This window comes from Citrobacter telavivensis (assembly GCA_009363175.1).
GTDB classification, from domain to species: Bacteria; Pseudomonadota; Gammaproteobacteria; order Enterobacterales; family Enterobacteriaceae; genus Citrobacter_A; species Citrobacter_A telavivensis.
Genome location: CP045205.1, coordinates 4,359,213 through 4,381,302, shown reverse-complemented (window position 1 = coordinate 4,381,302; position 22,090 = coordinate 4,359,213). Strand labels below are relative to the sequence as shown.

Genomic DNA, 22,090 nt, shown 5'->3' with positions numbered 1-22,090 from the left:
TCATCGGGGAAGGGGTCTGATATAGAGCGTGATGCCCTCAACGGCGATCACTTCAACGTGGGTTCCGGCGGGCAAGTCTTCAATGGCGTTGACCGGCCACGAACTGTCGCCAACCCGCATGTGTCCACGGCCATTAACCAGCGAGGATTCCAGCACAAACCGGCGACCAACCAGTTGCTGGCCGCGCTGGTTAAGTTGACTATCCGCTGGCTTTTGTTCGCGAACGCGTTTCGCCATCCACTTCCACCAAAGCCAGGCGGAAAGCAGCGTTAGGACGGCAAAGATAACGCCTTGCCATTCCCAACTGACGGGCAATAGCCAGACCAGAATGCCGGTAATGACTGCTGCTACGCCGCTCCATAACAGATAGCCGTTGCCGCCCAGCATTTCAGCGGCCAGAAGCAGACCGCCGAGGCTGAGCCAGAAAATATGGGGATATCCCACAATCATCTCGATCATTATTTTTTCCGTTCGCTGGCGCTGTCCTTGATCAGTTCAGCGATCCCGGCAATGGAGCCCATCAGGCTGCTGGCATCCAGTGGCATCATCACCACTTTACTGTTACTGGACGAGCCGATTTGCTGTAGCGCTTCGGTATATTTCTGCGCCACAAAGTAGTTCACCGCCTGAATATCGCCGGAGGCGATCGCTTCAGACACCATTTTGGTGGCGCGCGCTTCCGCTTCGGCGGAACGTTCGCGGGCTTCTGCCTGTAAAAATGCCGACTGACGGTCGCCCTCGGCGATCAAAATTTTCGACTGTTTTTCACCCTCGGCTTTGACGATTTCCGCCTGGCGGACCCCTTCGGCTTCAAGGATATAGGCACGTTTGGTACGTTCCGCTTTCATTTGCGCGTTCATTGCGCCGATCAGTTCAGCCGGGGGACGAACGTCGCGAATTTCAATACGGGTAATTTTGATTCCCCAGGGGTTGGTGGCCTCATCGACAATATGCAGCAGGCGCGTATTGATGTTGTCGCGCTGGGAGAGCATTTCATCAAGCTCCATGGAGCCCAGTACAGTACGGATGTTGGTCATGGTCAGATTGATGATAGCCAGCTCCAGGTTACTGACTTCATACGCGGCTTTTGGCGCATCAATGACCTGAATAAAACAGACCGCATCAATCGAAACGTTAGCGTTATCTTTCGAGATAACTTCCTGCGAGGGAATATCCAGCACCTGTTCCATCATATTAATTTTACGACCAACACGGTCCATGAACGGAACGACAAGGCTCAAGCCTGGCTGCAGCGTGCGGGTGTAGCGTCCGAAACGCTCCACCGTCCACTGGTATCCCTGGGGGACAATTTTCACGCCGGCACCGACTATCACCAGCGCGACAAAAATGAGAATAGGAATAACGATAAGCATTGAAAAACCTCCTGTTGAACTGTCCATGATGTCGTGACTGGCGACGTTACTCTTGAAATTATACCTGATTCATTAAAGAGAGTTCCCCTCTCGTTAATTAGAGGGATACACTATTTTGCGATAAAACGCGAAAACAGGATAGACAATGCGTGAAAATAGCATTTTGTTGCAGGTAAACAATGTGGGTTACCAGGTCGGGACAACGAACATTCTGAATAACATCAGTTTTAACTTACGCCCTGGTGAATTTAAATTAATAACCGGACCTTCCGGCTGCGGAAAAAGTACTTTACTGAAGATTATCGCGTCGTTGCTCAGCCCGACTCGCGGCGAGATCCTCTTTGCCGGGGAGGACATCACCACGCTTAACCCGGAAAACTACCGCCAGCACGTCTCGTATTGCGCCCAGACGCCCGCGCTGTTTGGCGATACCGTTTACGATAATCTGATCTTTCCCTGGCAGATCCGGCATCAGCGTCCTGACGCCGGGGCTTTTCTTGCTGACCTGGCCCGCTTTCAGTTGCCGGAGACGATTCTGGCGAAAAATATCAACGAACTTTCCGGCGGGGAGAAGCAGCGCATTTCCCTGATCCGTAATTTACAGTTTCTGCCGCAGGTTTTACTGCTTGATGAAATCACCAGCGCGCTGGATGAAAGCAATAAGCGCAATGTAAATGAGATTATTCATCACTATGCTCGCGATAAGCAGACAGGCGTACTGTGGGTGACTCACGATAAAGACGAAATTAATCATGCGGATGAAATAATCACCCTGATGCCGCATGCCGGAGAAATGCAGGAAGCACGAAATGAATGAACATAATATTACCAACGAGTCACTGGCATTAGCGATGATGCTGGTGGTGGTGGCGATGCTGATAAGCCACAAAGAGAAACTGGCGCTGGAGAAAGATATTCTCTGGAGCGTCGCGCGTGCCGTCGTTCAGCTTATTATTGTCGGCTATGTACTGAAATATATCTTCGCGGTTAACCATGCCGTCCTGACGTTACTGATGGTGCTGTTTATCTGTTTTAACGCCGCCTATAACGCGCAGAAACGCAGTAAGTATATTGATAAAGCGTTTCTTTCTTCGTTTATTGCCATCACGACGGGGGCGGGGTTAACACTGGCGGTGCTGGTGCTGTCGGGTTCGATCGAATTTATCCCGATGCAGGTGATCCCCATCTCCGGGATGATCGCCGGTAATGCGATGGTGGCCGTCGGATTGTGCTACAACAATCTCGGTCAGCGTTTCAGCAGCGAACAGCAGCAGATTCAGGAGAAACTCAGCCTCGGCGCGACGCCGAAAATGGCGTCTGCCGGATTGATCCGCGACAGCATTCGCGCCTCGCTGATCCCGACGATCGACTCCGCGAAAACGGTCGGACTGGTGAGTTTGCCGGGGATGATGTCGGGGCTGATCTTTGCCGGTATCGATCCGGTCAAGGCCATTAAATATCAGATCATGGTGACGTTTATGCTGCTTTCAACGGCGAGTCTGTCGACCATTATTGCCTGCTATTTAACCTATCGGAAGTTTTACAACGCGCGCCACCAGTTGGTGGTGACGCATTTGAGGAAATCGTGACGGAGAGTGCCGGATGGCGGCTGAAGCCTTATCCGGCCTACGGATGCGTTCGGGTTGTAGGCCCGATAAGCGTAGCGCCATCGGGCAACAAAGATCAGTACAACAACGCGTACAACTGACGACGATATTTTGACGCCAGCGCATCGCCGGTACCGAGCGCGGCAAGAATTTCCTGGAACGTTTTACGCGCCTGACCGTCTGCGGCGGCGAGATCTTTCTTCAGATGGCTGAACAGCAGTTCCAGCGCTTCTTCATTGCGTCCGACCTGATGCAGTTGCAGCGCCAGCTGCGCTGCCAGTCCGGCATCCTGCGGATTTTCCGCCACTTGCTGTTGCAATAGCTGAATCTCCGGCGTATCCGCCGCCTGTTTCAACAGTTCAATCTGCGCAACCAGCCCCTGATAGCGGGTGTCCTGATCCTGTAGCGGAATAGTTTTCAGCACGGCTTCCGCGTCTTCGGAGCGGTTGAGGGCGATCTGTGTTTCCGCCAGCAGCAGGCCGATTTCACCATTCTGGTTAGAGAGTTGCCAGGCATCTTTGAGCAGCGGCAGCGCTTCAATGTAGTTGCCTTCCTGCATCAGTTGCATGGCCTGTTGCGCTTTCAACTCTTCTTCACGCGGCAACACTTTGTCGAGCAGGGCACGAATCGCCTCTTCCGGCTGCGGTCCCTGGAAGCCGTCAACCGGCTGACCATTCTGGAACAGATAGACGGTCGGAATGGCGCGCAGACCAAACTGAGAGGCGATCATCTGCTCGGCGTCGCAGTCGAGTTTCGCCAGAATAAACTGACCGTTGTACTGCGCAGCGAGGCTTTCCAGCACCGGCGTCAACTGCAGGCAGTGCTGGCTGCGTTCTGACCAGAAGTAGAACAGGACCGGCGTGGTCATCGACTGTTCTAAGGTCTGCTGCAGGTTCGATTCGTTAATGTTGACAATATTCTGTGTGGACATGGAGTCACTCTCTTGTGTCGATTTCTTTTTTACATGGGGGCTGACGCGCACGCTTCAACTCATCCGTGCAAAATTTTGTCCATCAGGCGTCCCGGCAGCAGGCGTTTGAGCAGCATGACGGCCCAGGTCACCAGCGTGACCGGATAACGGAGTTTGGGTTTATCGCTGACAAAAGCATGGCGCACTTTGGCGACGACAGCTTCAGGATCGAGCGTAAAACGTGCGGCAATACCAGGGTTTTCCACCGGTTTGTCGTTCTGGGTCTGGTTAACGTTTTCGGTAAAACGCGTGCGGATGGGGCCGGGTTCAATCAGGCTGACTTTAATTCCGCTGTGACGCAGCTCCATGCGCAACGCATCTGACCAGGCTTCCAGCGCGTATTTACTGGCCGCGTAGGCACCGCGCCCAGGCGTTGAGATCAACCCCATCACCGAGGAGGTCATCACGATCCGACCTTCGCCGTGTGGCAGCATGGCCGGTAACAGGCGCATGGTGAGTTGGTGCGCGCCAAAGAAATTGGCGGAAAATTGCTGCTCCATCTGTGCGCGGCTGATGGTGTTCAGCGGACCGTAAACGCCGTATCCGGCATTGTTAAAGATCCCGTATAAGCAGTTATCGGTCAGGGCGATCACCTCGTCAGCGGCGCGATCCACACTCTCGGGAGAGTCGAGGTCGATCAATACGCCGGTGAATCCCATGTTATTCATGCGCGTGACATCGTCGGGTTTACGGCAGCCGGCGAGAACCTGAAAGCCCTGACGCTTTAGCTCAAGCGCGCTTTCCAGGCCGATGCCGCTGGAACATCCTGTTATTAAGACCGATTTTTGCATAACTTTACCTGTCAGGATCTCCGTTGAATTAAGACTCGTGTTTTACTAAAGGACTCAACTGCTTCGCCATCCAGTCGGCGATAAACGGCTGGGCGTCGCGGTTAGGATGAATACCATCATCCTGCATCCATTGCGGTTTTAGATAGACCTCTTCCATAAAAAAGGGTAACAGAGGAATATCAAACTCTTTGGCGAGCTTTGGATAGAGCGCGCTGAAGGTTTCATTATACCGACGACCGTAGTTTGCGGGCAGGCGAATTTGCATCAGTAGCGGCTCGGCGTTCGCTGTCTTAACGTCCTGCACGATGGTACGCAGCGTCTGTTCGGTTTGTTGCGGCGCAAAGCCGCGCAGCCCATCGTTGCCGCCCAGCTCAACCAGCACCCAGCGCGGTTGATGCTGCTTGAGCAGCGCAGGCAGACGCGCCAGCGCTTGCTGGGAGGTGTCGCCGCTGATGCTGGCGTTCACCACGGTGGTTTTGCTCTGCCATTTATCGTTGAGCAGCGCAGGCCAGGCGGCACTGGCGGACATTCGGTATCCGGCGCTCAGGCTGTCGCCGAGAATTAACAACGTGTCAGCCGCAGCGGCCCGACAGGTAAACAGGATCAGGAACAGGATAGGCAAATGCCAGCGGAAAACATTGTTGAAGTTCATCATCTTAAGAAGTCCGTCGGTCAGGGGGAGCACGAGCTTTCCATCCTTACCGGAGTTGAACTGGTTGTCAAACGCGCTGAGACCATTGCGCTGATTGGCGAGTCGGGTTCAGGGAAATCCACGCTGCTGGCGATCCTCGCTGGACTGGATGACGGTACCGACGGCGAAGTCAATCTGGTGGGTAAACCGTTACACCAGATGGATGAGGAGGCCCGGGCCCAACTGCGCGCGCAGCATGTTGGCTTTGTCTTTCAGTCATTTATGTTGATTCCCACGCTGAACGCGCTGGAGAACGTCGAACTTCCCGCACTGCTGCGCGGCGAAAACAGCGGACAAAGTAAAGCGGGGGCGAAAGCACTGCTTGAGCAACTGGGACTGGGTAAGCGTCTGGACCATCTTCCGGCACAGCTTTCCGGTGGTGAGCAGCAGCGCGTGGCGCTGGCGCGCGCTTTTAATGGCCGCCCGGACGTACTGTTTGCCGATGAGCCGACGGGTAACCTCGACCGGCAGACCGGCGAGAAAATTGCCGATCTGCTCTTTTCGCTTAACCGCGAGCATGGCACCACGCTCATCCTGGTGACTCACGATCCGCAACTGGCGGCGCGCTGTAACCGACGATTGCGGCTGGTGAACGGACAGTTGCAGGAGGAGGCATGATCGCACGCTGGTTCTGGCGCGAATGGCGCTCGCCATCGCTGTTGATTGTCTGGCTGGCACTGAGTCTGGCGGTGGCCTGCGTGCTGGCGCTGGGCAATATCAGCGATCGTATGGAAAAAGGGCTAAGTCAGCAAAGTCGTGAGTTTATGGCGGGCGACCGGGCACTGCGCAGCTCGCGCGAGGTGCCGCAGGCGTGGATTGATGAAGCGCGTAAGCGCGGTCTGAAGGTGGGAGAGCAACTGACCTTTGCCACGATGACCTTTGCCGGTGACACGCCACAGCTGGCGAATGTCAAAGCGGTCGATGACATCTATCCGATGTACGGCGAGCTGGAAACCAACCCTCCGGGACTCAAACCGCTGCCGGGAACGGTACTGCTGGCACCGCGGTTGATGGCGTTGCTGAATCTGAAAACCGGCGACACCATTGATGTCGGCGACGCCACGCTGCGCATTGCCGGTGAAGTGGTGCAGGAGCCGGACTCCGGCTTTAACCCCTTCCAGATGGCCCCGCGCCTGTTAATGAATACGGCGGACGTTGCAAAAACCGGTGCCGTACAGCCTGGTAGTCGCGTTACATGGCGCTATAAATTTGGCGGTACGCCGCAACAGCTTGATGGCTACGAAAGGTGGTTGCTACCGCAGCTGAAGCCGGAACATCGCTGGTACGGACTTGAGCAGGATGAAGGCGCACTGGGGAAATCCCTCGAGCGTTCGCAACAGTTTCTCCTCCTTTCGGCGCTATTAACGCTGTTGCTGGCCGTCGCTGCGGTAGCGGTGGCGATGAATCACTACTGTCGCAGCCGTTACGATCTGGTGGCGATTCTGAAAACGCTCGGTGCGGGCAGGGCGCAACTGCGAAAACTGATTGTCGGGCAGTGGCTAATGGTGCTGGTCCTTTCCGCCGTGACGGGTGGGGCGATCGGCCTGCTATTTGAAAAGATGCTGATGGTGCTGCTCAAACCGGTGCTGCCTGCCGCGCTGCCGCCTGCCAGTTTCTGGCCGTGGATCTGGGCGTTGGGGACCATGACGGTGATCTCACTGCTGGTCGGTTTGCGTCCGTATCGCTTGTTGCTCGCCACCCAACCGCTGCGCGTATTGCGTCGTGACGTGGTGGCAAACGTCTGGCCGCTGAAATTCTATTTGCCGATCGTGACCGTAGTGGTGGTGCTGTTACTGGCCGGATTAATGGGCGGAAGTCCGTTGCTGTGGGCGGTGCTGGCGGGAGCAGTGGTACTGGCGCTGCTGTGTGGCGTGCTGGGTTGGATGCTGCTGAACGTTCTGCGTGGAATGACGCTATCGGCGCTGCCGCTCCGCCTCGCGGTCAGTCGCCTGCTGCGTCAGCCGTGGTCGACCCTGAGCCAGCTGTCGGCGTTTTCACTGTCGTTTATGCTGCTGGCGCTGCTGCTGGTATTACGCGGCGATCTGCTGGATCGCTGGCAGCAGCAGCTTCCGCCGGAAAGTCCCAACTATTTTCTGATCAACATTGCCTCTGAACAGGTGCCACAGGTGAAGGCCTTTCTCTCAGAGCATCAGGTGATCCCGGAAGCGTTCTATCCGATTGTGCGGGCGCGGTTGACGGCGATAAACAATACGCCAACCGAAGGCGGGCAGGATGAGTCCCTGAATCGCGAACTGAACCTGACCTGGCAGGAGAGTCGTCCTGACCACAACCCGATTACCGCCGGCAACTGGCCGCCAGCAAAAGGCGAGGTGTCGATGGAAGAGGGGCTGGCAAAACGACTGAACATCTCACTTGGCGACAGCGTAACCTTTATGGGCGACACCCAGGAGTTCAGCGCAAAGGTAACCAGTTTGCGTCGGGTGGATTGGGAGAGCCTGCGACCTAACTTTTTCTTTATCTTCCCCTCCGGCGCGCTGGATGGACAGCCGCAGAGCTGGCTGACCAGCTTTCGTTGGGAGAACGGCAACGGCATGCTGACGCAGCTTAACCGTGAGTTCCCGACCATCAGCCTGTTAGACATCGGCGCGATCCTTAAACAGGTGGGGCAGGTGCTGGAGCAGGTCAGTCGGGCGCTGGAAGTGATGGTCGTGCTGGTGACCGCCTGCGGCATGCTGCTGTTACTGGCGCAGGTGCAGGTCGGTATGCGTCAGCGCCATCAGGAACTGGTGGTCTGGCGTACATTAGGCGCGGGTAAGAAACTCTTGCGTACTACGCTGTGGTGCGAATTCGCCATGCTGGGGATGGTCTCCGGGCTGGTGGCGTCCATTGGCGCAGAAACCGCGCTGGCGGTGCTGCAAACCCGGGTGTTTGACTTCCCGTGGGAACCTGACTGGCGCTTGTGGATTATCCTGCCGGTCTGTGGTGCGCTTTTACTTTCCCTTTGCGGTGGCTGGCTCGGTATCCGTCTCCTGAAAGGGAAAGCATTGTTCCGCCAGTTTACTGTTTAACTCCGTGATAATGACGCGCCGGTTTTTATGCTGGCGCGTACTTTCTTAGTAGCATAAATTGATAACCCCTCGCTGTTTAACGGCACAAATCATTAAAAACCCGCCAACACGTCAGTGTTAATACCAGTTAATATTCAATTGCTGAATAGTTAGCAGGAAATCTATCAAGGAAAAATAATGACTATAAAAACAACAGCGCTGGCGGCATCGATCGGCGCAGCAGTGGCATTGACGTCTTTCGCCTCTCAGGCGGAAATCACCGTTCTGAAACAAGATCCGCAGGCGGGCAATCCGCTGAGCCGTCTCAACTTTACCGTTGGCGGGAGTATTCGTCCTCAGTTCCAGAACATGACGGGCGATGACGGCGCAAATGGCTATAAGCGTAATGGCTTCGACGGCGGCACTCGTTTCCGCTTCGCGGCAGATTACTATCTGTTTGATGACATCAGTTGGATCAGCTTCTACGAGCTGGGCGTTAACATGAATCGCCACGGATAATCTAGACACTTCCGAGCCGTTGATAATACTGGTTTTCATATTCTGTCGGTGACATCTGATCGCTAGAACCATGCCGACGCTTACTGTTATAAAACATTTCGATGTAATCAAAAATATCGCTGCGGGCTTCTTCCCGCGTTCCGTAGATCTTTTTCTTTATCCGTTCGCGTTTCAACAACTGGAAAAAGCTTTCTGCAACCGCATTATCATGGCAGTTACCGCGACGGCTCATGCTGCCCTCCAGGCCGTGTGATTTCAGGAACGACTGCCACTCATGGCTTGTGTACTGACTGCCCTGATCCGAATGAACCAGCACCTGTTTTTGGGGATTACGCCGCCATACAGCCATCAGCAGTGCGTTCAGGACAATGTCCTTTGTCATCCGGGATTGCATGGACCAGCCGATAATTTTGCGTGAGAACAGATCAACAACCACGGCAAGATACAGCCAGCCTTCGTGGGTCCTGATGTAGGTTATGTCCGTTACCCAACGCTCATCCGGAGCATCCGGATTGAACTGTCGCTGGAGCCTGTTGGGCGACACGATACTGGCCTCGCCTTTACGTGCCCGCGGGCTCCGGTATCCGACCTGAGCCTTTATCCCGACACGTTTCATCAGTCGCCAGACTCTGTTCACTCCGCACTGTTGCCCGCTGTCCCGCAGATCCAAATGGATTTTGCGATAACCATAGACGCATCCCGATTCCAGCCAGAACTGTTTAATCTGTCCTGTCAGTCTCAGGTCTGCCTGATGGCGTTGTGAATGCGGCTGCTGAAGCCAGGCGTAAAAACCACTGGGATGAACATCCAGCACCCGACAGAGCAGGCGAACAGGCCAGCAACAGGTGTTGTCACGGATAAAGGCGTACCTCAGTCGGACAGCTTTGCGAAGTACGCCGCGGCTTTTTTTAATATGTCCCGTTCGTCGGTAACCCGCTTCAGCTCTTTCTGAAGACGGCGGATCTCGGCCTGAGCATCTGACTGTTCTTTATTAGTGGAAGAATCCGGACCGTACTTCTTTATCCAGGCGTAAAGGCTGTGGGTGGTGATATCGAGACGTGTTGCAACGCTGGCAACAGAATAACCGCGATCAACAACCTGTTTGACTGCTTCAATTTTAAACTCTTCGGGATAACGCTTACCGCTCATGGGCACCTCTCTTTAAGCCATCTTAAATGACTCTGAGGTGTCTGTTAAACCCGTGGCGATTCAACATTCCGGCGCAGTTCAACTGGGACAACCACTATGCAGACGGCGCACACGACACCACCCGTCGTATGCTGTACACCGGTCTGAAGAGTAATACCTGGGGTACGCTGACCTTCGGTCAACAGAACAGCATCTACTACGATGTGGTCGGTGCAAAAACCGATATCTGGGACTACGACATGATTGGTCAGGCACCGGGTAACGGGATTAACGGCGACTACGACGGTTCTTACCGTTCCCGCAAGATGCTGAAATATAAGAAAACGGTTGGCGATGTTGATCTCTACGCTTCTTACCTGTTCAGCGATGACTACAACCCGAACAATGGTCTGAACTACAAACGTAAAGGTGGCGGTTCACTGGGTGCGGATTATCATATTACTGACGATCTGAGCTGGGGTACGGCGTGGAACTACACCCGTGCGGAAATACGTGGTAACAGCAACAAAACGTACGATCAGAACATCGTGGGTACCGCACTGAGCTGGACGCCGGATAACTGGACCTTCTCCCTGGGCGGCGGCTGGTACCAGAACTTTATGACCACCAAAAAAGTGTCTGTTAACGATTACTTTGCCGGTGATGCGTGGGGTCTGGAATACTTTGCAGGCTATAAATTCCCAATCAACCAGTATGCGTTGAAATCCGTTCAGCCGTACTTCATGGGCGATCGCATTGAATACGTGAATGGTCGCAATTACCTGCGTACCGACAACGGGGTGGGTATCAGCTTCCAGCTGGATTACGGTTTCCGTGTTGATTACGAACACGTCTTTACCTCCAGCACCGACAACCTGGGTGATATGAACCTGGTGCGTCTGCGTTACGACTTCTGAGTCTGATGCTGTGCCCGGTGACGCTGACGCTTACCGGGCCTGGAGGACTGGAGGGCGGTAGTGATTTGTGTTCCGGATGACGCTGTCCTACAGGACTGTGGTGATTTGTAGGCCGGATAAGACGCGTGCGCGTCGCCATCCGGCAATTTTTAGTGGCTCAGCCACTGAGCAACCTCTTCAAATGTCCCGCGAAAAACAACCTTCCCGGCTTTCTTATCCAACTGATAGCGATACATCGGATCGTAATACTCTTCCAGCAGCGGCACTAACCAGCTGAAATGCGTCTCGGTGCTGCCGGTTCGACGCTGCTCATCCAGCGCCACGTCCAGCTTTGCGGTCAACTCGTTGAATCGCTGTAAACCCAGACGCCGCTTAATTGCACAAAGCCCATGATGCAGATAGTCGCTGTATTCCCGCCATCCCTGCTCTTCACCATACGCATGGGTGAAATCATGATGCATTCGCACAAAATACTCTTCACGCAGGCGCTCAAGACGCCGCTCGAACGGATCGTCAATCACGGCGATAATGGCCTGGGCCATGCGCTCGCGCAGACATTCCGGCAGATGGTTAGAGCCAATCATCCGGCCTTCATCTTCCAGCACCCAGCGCGTGGCCTGCTTTTTGAGAAGCGTCACCGCCAGTAGATTTTCGAAACTTGCCTGACTGAGCTGGGGTTCCAGGGTGCGGCCAAAAGAGGAGCCGCGATGACGGGCCAGGCCCTCGAGATCCACCCCATTTTCCTGCTGTTGCACCAGCTGCGTTTTGCCATTGCCGGTGCAGCCGCCAATCAGCACAATCGGTTTTTGCACCTGTTCTTCCGTGGCGGCAATCGCGGCTTGGCGTAGCGCCTTGTAGCCGCCTTCGATCAACGGGTAATCCACGCCTGACTCGCGTAGCCATTGCTGGACAATGTGGGAGCGCTGACCGCCCCGGGCGCAGCAGAGGTAGCCCTGCGGGTGTTGCCGGCAGGCTTCGCGCCAGGCATCCAGACGCTGCTGGCGAATGTCACCGCAGACAAGTTGATGGCCGAGTTCAAGCGCGGCTTCCGGCCCCTGGCGTTTATAGCAGGTACCCACGGCGGCGCGCTCGTCATCATTCATTAAAGGCAAATTTATCGCACCCGGCATTGCGCCCTGTTGAAATTCAACCGGCGCGCGGACATCGATTAAAGGCGTATCGGCGGTAAGGATCGCGCGATAGTCCGTTCCATCGTTCATGTTAAATCCTGAAAAAAACAAACAGCAATGGGCGGGATTTTACGCGCTGAAGGAGAGGGCGGGGAAGCATAAGTTAAACTTCCCCGCGATATAAGGCTTATTTGAGCTGAGTTTGTGCCCAGAGGATACCGCTGGCGTATTCCGTCGGCAGCAGCGGGGAGAGCGCTTCCAGCGTGGCGCTCAGGCGCGCAGTGTCGCTGTCGGTCAGATTCAGGTGACCGACTTTGCGCCCCGGACGCACTTCTTTGTCGTACCAGTGCAGATGCACTAACGGCAGTTTCAGCCAGTCGTAATTGAGGTCGCTGCCAATCAGATTCACCATCACCGACGGACTGTCGACCACCGGTGCCGGTAGCGGCAGACCGGTAATCGCCCGCAGATGCAGCTCAAACTGGCTGATGCTGGCACCGTTTTGCGTCCAGTGACCGCTGTTATGCACGCGCGGGGCCAGTTCGTTGATCAGCAGCCCTTCCGGAGTGACAAAACACTCCATCGCCATCACGCCGACGTAGCCCAGTTCCTGCATGATAGCGGAAAGCATCGATTCGGCCTGCGCCTGCTGTTTCGCATCAGCCCGCGGGAAGGCGACGCTGGTGCGCAGAATGCCGTCCTGATGCAGGTTACGCGTCAGCGGGTAGAACACCGTGCTGCCGTCATGCGCGCGCGCGCCGACGAGGGACACTTCACCCGAGAAGTTGATACCCTGCTCGACAATGCATTCGCCGTAGTTGTCATCCGGCAGTTGATCGGTTTCACTGGTGCGTAAACGCCACTGACCACGGCCGTCATAACCGCCGACGCGACGTTTCACAATGGCCAGTTCGCCTAAACGGTTAAAAATGGCGGGCCATTCGCTTTTGTCCGCCAGCAGTTGCCACGGGGCGGTCGCCAGGTCGAGCTTATCGAAAAGCTGTTTTTGCGTCAGACGGTCAGCAATGATCGGGAAGACATCGCGGTTCACGAAGGCCGGATGACGTGCCAGTTCACGCGTTAAGGCGGTTTCCGGCCAGCGCTCGATTTCTGCGGTGATTACGCTCTGCTGAAAAGGGACGGCGGCCGGTTCCGCATCCAGGCCAACTGGCCAGACGGCGATGCCCAGCGGTTCACCAGCCTGACGCAGCATACGTCCTAACTGACCGTTGCCCAGTACGCAAACCTGTTTCATGCCGCACCTCGCGGATCCGGATTCTCCAGCACCTCATCCGTTTGCGCGTTGCGCCAGTCGGTCAGGCGCTGATGCAGTGCTTTATCGTGCGTCGCCAGGATCTGCGCTGCCAGCAGTGCTGCGTTAGCCGCACCCGCTTTACCAATCGCCAGCGTACCGACCGGAATGCCGCGTGGCATCTGTACGATAGAGTACAGACTGTCGACGCCGCTTAGCGCCGCGCTTTGTACAGGAACACCCAGTACCGGCACCAGCGTTTTCGCCGCAATCATACCTGGAAGATGGGCCGCGCCACCCGCGCCAGCAATAATCACCTGATAGCCGTTCTCTTCAGCGCTTTCGGCAAAGCTGAACAGTTTATCGGGGGTGCGGTGGGCAGAAACCACTTCAACGTGGTGCGGGACGTCCAGGATTTCAAAAATTTCGGCGGCGAACTGCATGGTAGCCCAGTCACTTTTGGACCCCATCACGATGGCGACACGCGCCGGATTATTGCGGGAAGACATGCGTCTGAAAACTCCTGTGGTGCGGGACACACTGCTTTTGAGGCCACAAAGAATAGCACGTTATATCGGCAAGGAAAACGGTTGCGTGCCTGGATTTTAAGGCCTTTGACGGCGTCAAAATAGTGTTGGCTGGAAACGTACCGGTTCTAGCAGAAGCGGATCAACCCCATCTGTACCCCCTAACAAAAAAGGACTCTCTGGAGAGTGCTTTTTGAAATTGCTGTTGGCTTGATTCTGATTGTAGGTCGCGTAGCAATACTGACATCCATGCAGACAGGTGTTGTAGGTACCGATGTCTATGCTCTTCACACATCCACAGGCCTCACGTTGACCTGAATCTTTGCTATTAGGTATGAATAAGCCAAATAAGTCATTAATTAGCGCCTCATCAATACACTTACCGTGCTGAATGCCTTGCCCGGTAAGATTGACTTCTTCGGCGCAGGAGTAGATATCCAGTCCGTGTTGTCGGGCAATTTCTGATAATCTTTGCGACAGCGTTAAACAGAGTTCATGGTTTTGTGTGATATCGCTGTATATGAGCGAATCAATAGCCTTAAGGTTTTTTTCCGTCTTTTGATAAAAATCAGCAAAGCTAATCACGACGCGTCGGGTATGACCTTCTAATTCGGTGGCGATCTTACTGAACAGGCGAACATGTTCGTCAAAAGGAAGAAGGTTTGAAAAAAGAATAGGGTCATAACGCCAGATGACTTTTTCAGCGCCAATCTTTTCTGACAGTCGTTTAAAAACCTCGAGTGCTTTATGCGGATTTAAGGTTTTAGACTCAATCAACCGCGGATATCCGGTGAGGGTGAACTGGAAGTAAAAACGGTGGCCGATCTCCGAGAGTTCATCAAGATAAGGGAGCAGTTTCGTAGGATTGCGTGTCCAGAATACGATCGCATCAACATCTTCAGGAAGCAATGACACCCGAGAGACCTGGTGATAGTTAAAGGGATTCCGGGTCAGCAAAAAACCCGCGCGAATGCGGTTCATTAACCACTCACTGTAGAAAGCGGGTATATCGGTGCGACGGCTGGCGCTAATGATCATCGCGTATATTCCAGTATTTGATAGTCAAGATATCTGTTCGTTAAGATAGGATAATCTCTGACCTTGCATCTACATTCATTATCTTTGTCCTGGCAAAGTACTATACATTCTTTTGGATAATCAAAGTGGACATCTATCGCTTTTAAACCCGTATTGGCATGCCCCATGTATTGAGTGACGGTGTGTTTATCCGCTGTCTGAAAATCATGGCGGATTAATTCATTATGGATGTGTTCGAAAATATTGACATGTGCACTGGTTTGATCAAGTGAAGTATTGACATAAGAATTGAGGAAGTAGAGTTTATCTTTTTTAGTTTTTGAAATTTCCTGAGCGAGGTGTTCAATATCTGATGACTGCTCAATATCCTTAATTGATTTCGGGAAAATAAACACATCAAATTTCCCCAGAATCTTAGTGCTGATTTGATTAACAGAACGCAATGTCAGATATAAATTGTCATTTCCTTCTGGCAGTAGTCGCCGAGCTTTCCAGCGACATACATCATAGCCATAATAGTTAAAGTTAATGCCATCAAGGTTATGAAGGAGGGCAAAGTAATCGGGATATAACCCACACCCCATAGAGGCAATATTGACGTCGGTTACGTTATTTTTACTTAGCCTTTTCTGAAGTGAGTTGGCTAAAATACAGTACTCAAAATAATAAGCAGGGAGGTATTTTAAAGCATATATTTTTTGGTATACCTCGTCATCATAGTTACCATTTAAAGGTAAAAGTTCTGAATGGTCACATAAAAAACCATCTCTCATTAAGCTCCGATGAAAACTAAGTACCGTAGTACGGATAAAATCCTGATCAATATTCATCATTACCCTTAATTCTTAAATTTGTTTTAGCATAGCCATCCAGACTTAGAGGGTAATGATCTGGGTCATTATTTTATAATGAGGATGTTTTTTTCAAAACGGGAAAGCGATCAGCTCCACATCGTCCGGCGTGACTTTGACCATCGATCCTTCACTATGCCAGGCACCTAATACGACGCGGAAGGCGGGTTCGCCGTTGACGGTGAGCGCGTGAACATCAGGGCGGTGGGTATGACCGTGAATCAGCCACTGGACGTGGTGTTTTTCCATCTCAGCGACAACCGTATGTTTGTTGACGTCCATGATCTCCAGTGATTTGCTGCTATTGGCGGCTTTGCTGTTGGCTCGCATCCTGGCGGCCACATGCTTACGTATAAACAGCGGCAGGGCAAGGAACAGCGTTTGCAGCCAGGGCTGATGGACTTTCGCGCGAAACGCCTGATAACCCGCATCGTCGGTACACAGCGTATCGCCGTGCATGATGAGTACCCGTCGACCGTACAGATCGAGCACGTTTTCCTGGGGGAGCAGCGTCATGCCGCTTTCACGGGCAAAGCGCTTGCCAATCAGAAAGTCACGGTTGCCGTGAATGAAAAAACAGGGGACGCCGGATTCGACAACCGCTTTAATGGCGGCGGCCATTTCATGGTGTAGCGGGTTGGGATCGTCATCGCCAATCCAGGCTTCGAACAGGTCGCCCAGGATATACAGCGCGTCAGCCTGACGGGCTTCACCGGCTAAAAAACGCAGAAAACCGGCGGTGATCGCCGGTTCTTCCGTGCAGAGATGAAGATCTGCAATAAACAGTGTCGTCACAATTACTCGCTGACGGTCACGTTTTCGATAATCACGTCTTCTTTCGGTACGTCCTGGTGCATGCCGCTGCGACCGGTAGACACGCCTTTGATTTTGTCTACAACGTCCATACCTTCAACCACTTCTGCAAATACACAGTAGCCCCAGCCCTGCATGCTTTCGGCGGAGAAGTTCAGGAAATCGTTGTCGGCTACGTTGATGAAGAACTGCGCCGTCGCGGAGTGCGGAGCCTGAGTACGCGCCATTGCCAGCGTGCCACGGGTATTTTTCAGACCGTTGTTAGCTTCGTTTTTGATAGCGTCTTTGGTGGCTTTCTGTTTCATGCCAGGTTCAAAACCGCCGCCCTGAATCATAAAACCGTTAATCACACGGTGGAAAATGGTGTTGTTGTAAAAACCTTCGCGACAGTAGTCCAGGAAGTTTTTAACTGTTTCAGGCGCTTTATCATCAAACGTTTTGATTACGATATCGCCGTGATTAGTGTGGAAAGTAACCATTTTTGCATCCTGTTCCGATATAGTGGTGCTTTAACCCAACGAAGGGTCAGAGTTAGGGAGGTGTTATAGCATAACCGCACGCTGCGATCACCTCGCAAAGTGTGCTGCTTCCCGTCCCAATTATGGGTATTATACAGACTTTGTTATCCACACACGTCTTACACGGAATCTTCGATGTTAAAAATCTTTAATACACTGACGCGCCAAAAAGAGGAATTCAAACCTATTCATGCCGGGGAAGTCGGCATGTACGTGTGTGGTATTACCGTTTACGATCTCTGTCATATTGGTCATGGCCGTACGTTTGTGGCGTTTGACGTGGTTGCTCGCTATCTGCGCTTCCTGGGCTACAAGCTGAAGTATGTGCGTAACATCACCGATATCGACGATAAAATCATTAAGCGCGCTAATGAAAATGGCGAAAGCTTTGTTGCACTGGTGGATCGTATGATCGCCGAGATGCACAACGATTTTGATGCGTTAAATATTCTGCGTCCGGACCTGGAGCCGCGCGCGACCCACCATATCGCCGAAATTATCGAAATCACTGAACAGCTGATTGCCAAAGGCCATGCCTATGTGGCGGACAACGGCGACGTGATGTTCGATGTCCCGACCGACCCGAACTACGGGCAACTGTCACGCCAGGATCTGGATCAACTGCAGGCCGGTGCGCGCGTGGACGTGGTGGATGTGAAGCACAACCCGATGGACTTCGTGTTGTGGAAAATGTCCAAAGAGGGCGAGCCGAGCTGGCCGTCACCGTGGGGCGCAGGCCGTCCTGGCTGGCACATTGAGTGTTCCGCAATGAACTGCAAACAGTTGGGTAATCACTTTGATATCCACGGCGGCGGTTCTGACCTGATGTTCCCGCACCACGAAAACGAAATTGCCCAGTCCACCTGCGCGCATGACGGTGAGTATGTGAACTACTGGATGCACTCCGGGATGGTGATGGTTGACCGCGAGAAGATGTCCAAATCGCTGGGTAACTTCTTTACCGTGCGTGACGTGCTGAAATACTACGACGCGGAAACCGTGCGCTACTTCCTGATGTCCGGCCACTATCGTAGCCAGTTGAACTACAGTGAAGAAAACCTGAAGCAGGCGCGTTCTGCGCTGGAGCGTCTGTACACCGCGCTGCGCGGGACGGATAAGTCTGTCGCACCCGCCGGTGGCGAGGCGTTTGAAGCACGTTTTGTTGAGGCGATGAACGACGATTTCAACACGCCCGAAGCATACTCCGTGCTGTTCGACATGGCGCGTGAAGTGAACCGTCTGAAGGCAGAGGATATGGCCGCAGCAAATGCGATGGCGTCTCACCTGCGTAAGATTTCTGGTGTGTTGGGGCTGCTGGAACAGGATCCGGAGCTGTTCCTGCAAAGCGGCGCACAGGCGGACGACGGAGAAGTCGCAGAAATTGAAGCGTTGATTCAACAACGCCTGGATGCCCGTAAAGCCAAAGACTGGGCGGCTGCGGATGCGGCGCGCGATCGTCTAAATGAGATGGGCATTGTGCTGGAAGATGGTCCGCAGGGAACCACCTGGCGTCGTAAGTAATTACCTGAATTGCCGGATGGCGGCTAACGCCTTATCCGGCCTACGATGGAATGATCGGTAGGCCTGATAAGCGTAGCGCCATCAGGCACTATTAATGACGTCTATACCACCACAGCACACCCATCATCATCACTCCCGGTAGCCATACCCATAATAATTCCGAAAATATCACCTGGTGCCCGTACGGCGTGGCATAACGTGATAACGCAAACGGCGCGACCTTAATCACCTGCCACGGCGCGAAGAAGCGTTCGTTTGACCACGGCCACAGCCAGCCTACGCCTTTGCCACCGGTGGTTACCGAATCCAGCAGGCTGTGCGACAACAGCGAAACCGTCAAAAATAACCAGCAGCGCATTAACCCGGCTTTAAACCATCGTCGCCCCACCCACACGCAGAGTAGCGGAACCAGTAACGCGAACAGTAGCGAATGGGTAAATCCGCGATGTCCGAACACGTTTCCATAGGACACCCCGAGTTTAAACGAAAGCACGTCGGCATCCGGCAGCATCGCAAGAGCGATCCCGACAAACAGTAAACGTGGGGGGATCACTTTCAACCCCAGACCCAGTCCAAGGCAAATCGGGACGGCGGCGTGGGTAATAATGGTTGGCATTGTCATTATCCCTGGCAAATCATAGCAATATAGCAGCGACAGGCGTGGAGGCGTGGGTGGTGAATTCCGAATTTATGCCGACTCGCGCACAACGAGTTGACCAGAAAGCGTAATACGCTGGATTTGTAGATCTGGTTCTTTCAGTTTGCGCATCATAAGGACCGCCGCCTGGCGTCCGGTCTCTTCACTGGCCGATGAAACATAGGTCAATGACGGTGACGTCAGATTTACGTGCAGCATATCTTCAAAACCAATCAGCGCCACCTGCTGGGTCAAAAATACGTCTTTACCGAGGGTACGTCCAACCTGATGAATGCCGGAGATAGAGCCAATCATCGCCGCGGGTGAGTGGCAAAGCAGAGCGGTGATCGTGTTATTTTGTTCCAACAGATGGCGGGTGGCAATGCTGGCGGCGTGGGTATCATCGTCACAAGCAGGAGTCGATTCTTCTTTATAGACCATGCCATTTTGTGCCAGCGTATTGCGAAACCCCTGTAATCTCTGTTGGCGAATCAGACAGTCTGGTCGACCGCCAATATAGCCAATGCTGCGGTGCCCGCGTTCAATCAGATAGCGAGTGGCAAGGCTCGCCGCCTGACGATTATCGCGCATTACCAGATTGCAGTTTTCTTCAATCAGCGATTGCGATACGACAACTAATGGTAAAGGGCACTGGCGCACCTGTTCAGGTAGCGCTGTACGGGTGGGGTCCGACGACAGATAAATGACGCCAGCCACACCTTGCTGCTTGAAAGAGAGAAAACAGCGCTCCAGGCTTGTCCGATCATCCTGTGGCTGACCCAGGAAAACCATAAAGCCTTGCTGTTCCAGCTCCTGAACAATGCTTGCCATCACCTTGATGGAAAAGCTGTCGCTGAAATCGCGCAGGATCAGGCCGATCAGATTGGACGTGCTGGCGCGAAGATTCGCTGCGGCGATGTTATGAACATAGCCAAGCGTATTGATGGCAGCATGGACCTTCTCAATCGTTGCCTCTGAGATTTTCCCTTTCTGGCGTAACACCAGCGAGACGGTCGAAACCGAGACGCCCGCCTGCTTTGCGACATCAATAATGCTGACTTTCTTCAAAATCGCTCCCTGAAAATTACCGGTTATCAGCCAGATACGACAACGTCTCCCAGCGTACAGGAGACGTGTCATTCAGGCATCTTATTATTTGCCAATCATCGTGGACATGGTCTGGGCGATAAACTGTGCTCTCGCACCGAAAATCACCTGGATGCCGTTGTCGCCGACAAAGACCACGCCGCGCGCGCCGAGGCCGTTGAGACCGTCTTTATCGACCTCGTCGCTTTTCGCCACTTCCAGACGCAGACGGGTGATACAGGAACCGACGGAGTCGATGTTCTGCGCGCCGCCCAGCAGGCCGATGATTTCAGTGGCAATTTCTGTATCCGTTTTGTCGTTCGCATTGGCGGTCACTTCGGTACGGCCTGGTGTTTTGATGTCGAAACGGCGAATAACAAAGCGGAAGGTAAAGTAGTAAATCAACGCCATCGGCACGCCGATGATAATGGCGTTCAGGAAGTTGGTCTGATAGCCATTGAAGGAGGGCAGGATGCCAAACGACAGGTAGTCGATGAAACCGGCAGAGAACGACTTGGCAATATGCGCATGCAGCAGGTACATGGTCATATAGGCCAGCCCCGCCATAATGGCGTTGAAGACGTACAGAATTGGCGCCACGAAGATAAAGGTGAATTCAACCGGCTCGGTAATCCCTGTCAGGAAGCAGGTAAGCGCTGCCGAAAACAGAATACCGGCCGCAATTTTCTTATTCTTCGTGTGCGCTTCGTGATACATCGCCAGACAGGCCGCAGGCAGGGCAAACAACATCAGCGGGAATTCACCCTGCATGAATTTACCGGCGTTCTGATAGGTATCACTACTGAAAGATTTGACCCCTTCCTCCAGCATTTTGAACCAGATTGTCTGGTCGCCGTGGATCACCTGACCGGCCTGAGTGGTGTAATCCCCAAAGGAGTACCAGAAGGACGGATACCAGATGTGGTGTAACCCGAGCGGGATCAGCGCACGTTCAACCAGGCCAAAGATAAAGGTTGAGACCGCCTGATTATCGCCGTTGACGACCACCGAAAGCGCATCGATACCGGACTGAATGTGTTGCCAGACGTAGGGCAGCAGCAGTCCCAGCACAAAGGAGAGAAACGCGGTGGCGATCGCCACAAAACGTTTACCGGAGAAGAAACCGAGGAACTCCGGCAATTGCATGGTGTGAAAGCGGTTATAACACCAGGCGGCGAGAATACCGCAGATCAGACCGCCAAAGACGCCCATTTGCAGGGTTGGGATACCGACCACCATGGCGTATTTTCCGCCCTGGGAGGCCATCTCCGGCGTGATGCTCAGCACCGTGCTGATGGTGATGTTAGTGACAAACACCGAGACCGCCGCCGACAGCGCCGCGATACCCGATTCAGAGGCAAGACCGACGGCAGAGCCGATGGCGAACAGCATCGGCAGGTTATCAAAGATAACGCCGCCCGCGTTCATCATCAGCGGCAGATGGAATTTATCCCCGAAGGCCAGCAGCAGGCCCGCAGCAGGAAGCAGTGAAATTGGCAGCATTAAAGCGCGGCCAATCATCGATAATTTAGACAACGATTTAACAAACCCTGATATCAGACTCATGCTGATTTCCCCCGAGTAGCGCTTTTTTAGCGCTGTTATTGTAAGTAGAACGTTATAGTAGAACGTTCTACTTATCGTGCTGAAGGAGTGAGTTTCGCGCAACTTAAATTTCACGCTTCATCAAATGAAATGGTGATTCTTTGAAGT

The 22,090-nt window shown here is 53.5% G+C and carries 21 protein-coding genes and 2 pseudogenes; 7 read left to right on the top strand and 16 right to left on the bottom strand.

What is annotated here, in order from left to right; all coding sequences use genetic code 11:
• Both GBC03_23430 and GBC03_23425 read right to left on the bottom strand, forming a co-directional pair.
• Nucleotides 1-459 carry an NfeD family protein gene (locus GBC03_23430; protein ID QFS72941.1) on the bottom strand — a complete coding sequence of 153 codons (459 nt, stop codon included), beginning with the start codon at nt 457-459 and terminating at the stop codon, nt 1-3.
• Nucleotides 459-1,373, bottom strand: coding sequence for an SPFH/Band 7/PHB domain protein (locus GBC03_23425; GenBank protein QFS72940.1), 915 nt, complete (start codon nt 1,371-1,373; stop codon nt 459-461). Before GBC03_23425 ends, GBC03_23430 begins: the two co-directional genes overlap by 1 nt.
• Nucleotides 1,374-1,518: 145 nt before the next feature.
• Between GBC03_23425 and fetA the strand changes: the two genes are divergently transcribed.
• Nucleotides 1,519-2,190 (top strand): iron ABC transporter ATP-binding protein FetA, encoded by a 672-nt coding sequence (fetA, locus tag GBC03_23420; protein QFS72939.1) that lies wholly within the window; start codon nt 1,519-1,521, stop codon nt 2,188-2,190.
• Nucleotides 2,183-2,962 carry an iron export ABC transporter permease subunit FetB gene (gene fetB / locus GBC03_23415; GenBank protein QFS72938.1) on the top strand — a complete coding sequence of 260 codons (780 nt, stop codon included), beginning with the start codon at nt 2,183-2,185 and terminating at the stop codon, nt 2,960-2,962. The genes fetA and fetB overlap by 8 nt, the downstream gene beginning before the upstream one ends.
• A gap of 94 nt (nt 2,963-3,056) precedes the next feature.
• On the opposite strand, the gene cnoX is transcribed toward fetB, so the two are convergent.
• From cnoX to tesA, 3 genes are read right to left on the bottom strand one after another with little or no spacing between them, the layout of a single operon-like run.
• Nucleotides 3,057-3,911: a chaperedoxin gene (gene cnoX, locus GBC03_23410; GenBank protein QFS72937.1), complete on the bottom strand. Its 855-nt coding sequence runs from the start codon at nt 3,909-3,911 to the stop codon at nt 3,057-3,059.
• A 59-nt stretch (nt 3,912-3,970) separates the two neighbouring features.
• Entirely contained in the window at nt 3,971-4,741 is a 771-nt protein-coding gene (locus GBC03_23405) for an SDR family oxidoreductase (GenBank protein QFS72936.1), read from the bottom strand.
• Between the two features lie 28 nt (nt 4,742-4,769).
• The gene (gene tesA / locus GBC03_23400; protein QFS74109.1) at nt 4,770-5,393 is read right to left on the bottom strand and encodes a multifunctional acyl-CoA thioesterase I/protease I/lysophospholipase L1; all 624 of its coding nucleotides are present in this window, start codon (nt 5,391-5,393) and stop codon (nt 4,770-4,772) included.
• Here tesA and GBC03_23395 point away from each other — a divergent pair.
• From GBC03_23395 to GBC03_23385, 3 genes and pseudogenes are all read left to right on the top strand, one after another.
• On the top strand, nt 5,364-6,050 hold the full coding sequence (locus tag GBC03_23395) for an ABC transporter ATP-binding protein (GenBank protein ID QFS72935.1): 687 nt from the start codon (nt 5,364-5,366) through the stop codon (nt 6,048-6,050). The two genes, tesA and GBC03_23395, sit on opposite strands and share 30 nt — an antisense overlap.
• Nucleotides 6,047-8,461, top strand: a complete 2,415-nt coding sequence (locus GBC03_23390) for an FtsX-like permease family protein (GenBank protein ID QFS72934.1) — start codon at nt 6,047-6,049, stop codon at nt 8,459-8,461. The genes GBC03_23395 and GBC03_23390 overlap by 4 nt, the downstream gene beginning before the upstream one ends.
• Before the next feature lie 177 nt (nt 8,462-8,638).
• Nucleotides 8,639-8,944 (top strand): annotated as a pseudogene (locus GBC03_23385) (porin).
• 16 nt (nt 8,945-8,960) lie between these two features.
• On the opposite strand, the gene GBC03_23380 reads toward GBC03_23385, so the two are convergent.
• Nucleotides 8,961-10,108 (bottom strand): IS3 family transposase gene (locus GBC03_23380; GenBank protein QFS72933.1). Its coding sequence is split into 2 segments (ribosomal slippage): nt 8,961-9,871 and nt 9,871-10,108, totalling 1,149 coding nucleotides; the frame shifts between segments, so codons are not numbered across the junction.
• A 62-nt stretch (nt 10,109-10,170) separates the two neighbouring features.
• On the opposite strand from GBC03_23380, the pseudogene GBC03_23375 reads away from it, so the two are divergent.
• A pseudogene (locus GBC03_23375) lies at nt 10,171-11,004 on the top strand (porin).
• A 149-nt stretch (nt 11,005-11,153) separates the two neighbouring features.
• On the opposite strand, the gene mnmH reads toward GBC03_23375, so the two are convergent.
• The 7 genes from mnmH to ppiB form a co-directional block, all read right to left on the bottom strand.
• The gene (mnmH, locus tag GBC03_23370) at nt 11,154-12,224 is read right to left on the bottom strand and encodes a tRNA 2-selenouridine(34) synthase MnmH (GenBank protein ID QFS72932.1); all 1,071 of its coding nucleotides are present in this window, start codon (nt 12,222-12,224) and stop codon (nt 11,154-11,156) included.
• A gap of 97 nt (nt 12,225-12,321) precedes the next feature.
• A complete protein-coding gene (purK, locus tag GBC03_23365; GenBank protein ID QFS72931.1) occupies nt 12,322-13,389 on the bottom strand; it encodes a 5-(carboxyamino)imidazole ribonucleotide synthase in 1,068 nt (355 codons plus the stop codon).
• Nucleotides 13,386-13,895, bottom strand: coding sequence for a 5-(carboxyamino)imidazole ribonucleotide mutase (gene purE, locus GBC03_23360; GenBank protein ID QFS72930.1), 510 nt, complete (start codon nt 13,893-13,895; stop codon nt 13,386-13,388). Before purE ends, purK begins: the two co-directional genes overlap by 4 nt.
• Before the next feature lie 114 nt (nt 13,896-14,009).
• A complete protein-coding gene (locus tag GBC03_23355; GenBank protein QFS72929.1) occupies nt 14,010-14,951 on the bottom strand; it encodes a DUF1848 family protein in 942 nt (313 codons plus the stop codon).
• A complete protein-coding gene (locus tag GBC03_23350) occupies nt 14,948-15,784 on the bottom strand; it encodes a hypothetical protein (GenBank protein QFS72928.1) in 837 nt (278 codons plus the stop codon). Before GBC03_23350 ends, GBC03_23355 begins: the two co-directional genes overlap by 4 nt.
• Nucleotides 15,785-15,874: 90 nt before the next feature.
• Entirely contained in the window at nt 15,875-16,597 is a 723-nt protein-coding gene (gene lpxH / locus GBC03_23345) for a UDP-2,3-diacylglucosamine diphosphatase (protein ID QFS72927.1), read from the bottom strand.
• Nucleotides 16,598-16,599: 2 nt separating this feature from the next.
• The gene (ppiB, locus tag GBC03_23340) at nt 16,600-17,094 is read right to left on the bottom strand and encodes a peptidylprolyl isomerase B (GenBank protein ID QFS72926.1); all 495 of its coding nucleotides are present in this window, start codon (nt 17,092-17,094) and stop codon (nt 16,600-16,602) included.
• A gap of 174 nt (nt 17,095-17,268) precedes the next feature.
• Here ppiB and cysS point away from each other — a divergent pair, with 174 nt between their 5' ends.
• Nucleotides 17,269-18,654 (top strand): cysteine--tRNA ligase, encoded by a 1,386-nt coding sequence (cysS, locus tag GBC03_23335; protein QFS72925.1) that lies wholly within the window; start codon nt 17,269-17,271, stop codon nt 18,652-18,654.
• 91 nt (nt 18,655-18,745) lie between these two features.
• Here the strand turns inward: cysS and GBC03_23330 are convergent, their stop codons facing one another.
• The 3 genes from GBC03_23330 to GBC03_23320 form a co-directional block, all read right to left on the bottom strand.
• Nucleotides 18,746-19,270 carry a hypothetical protein gene (locus GBC03_23330; protein QFS72924.1) on the bottom strand — a complete coding sequence of 175 codons (525 nt, stop codon included), beginning with the start codon at nt 19,268-19,270 and terminating at the stop codon, nt 18,746-18,748.
• Between the two features lie 72 nt (nt 19,271-19,342).
• Entirely contained in the window at nt 19,343-20,359 is a 1,017-nt protein-coding gene (gene malI / locus GBC03_23325) for a Mal regulon transcriptional regulator MalI (protein ID QFS72923.1), read from the bottom strand.
• Nucleotides 20,360-20,443: 84 nt separating this feature from the next.
• The gene (locus GBC03_23320; protein ID QFS72922.1) at nt 20,444-21,943 is read right to left on the bottom strand and encodes a PTS N-acetylglucosamine transporter subunit IICB; all 1,500 of its coding nucleotides are present in this window, start codon (nt 21,941-21,943) and stop codon (nt 20,444-20,446) included.
• Between the last annotated feature and the right edge of the window lie 147 nt (nt 21,944-22,090).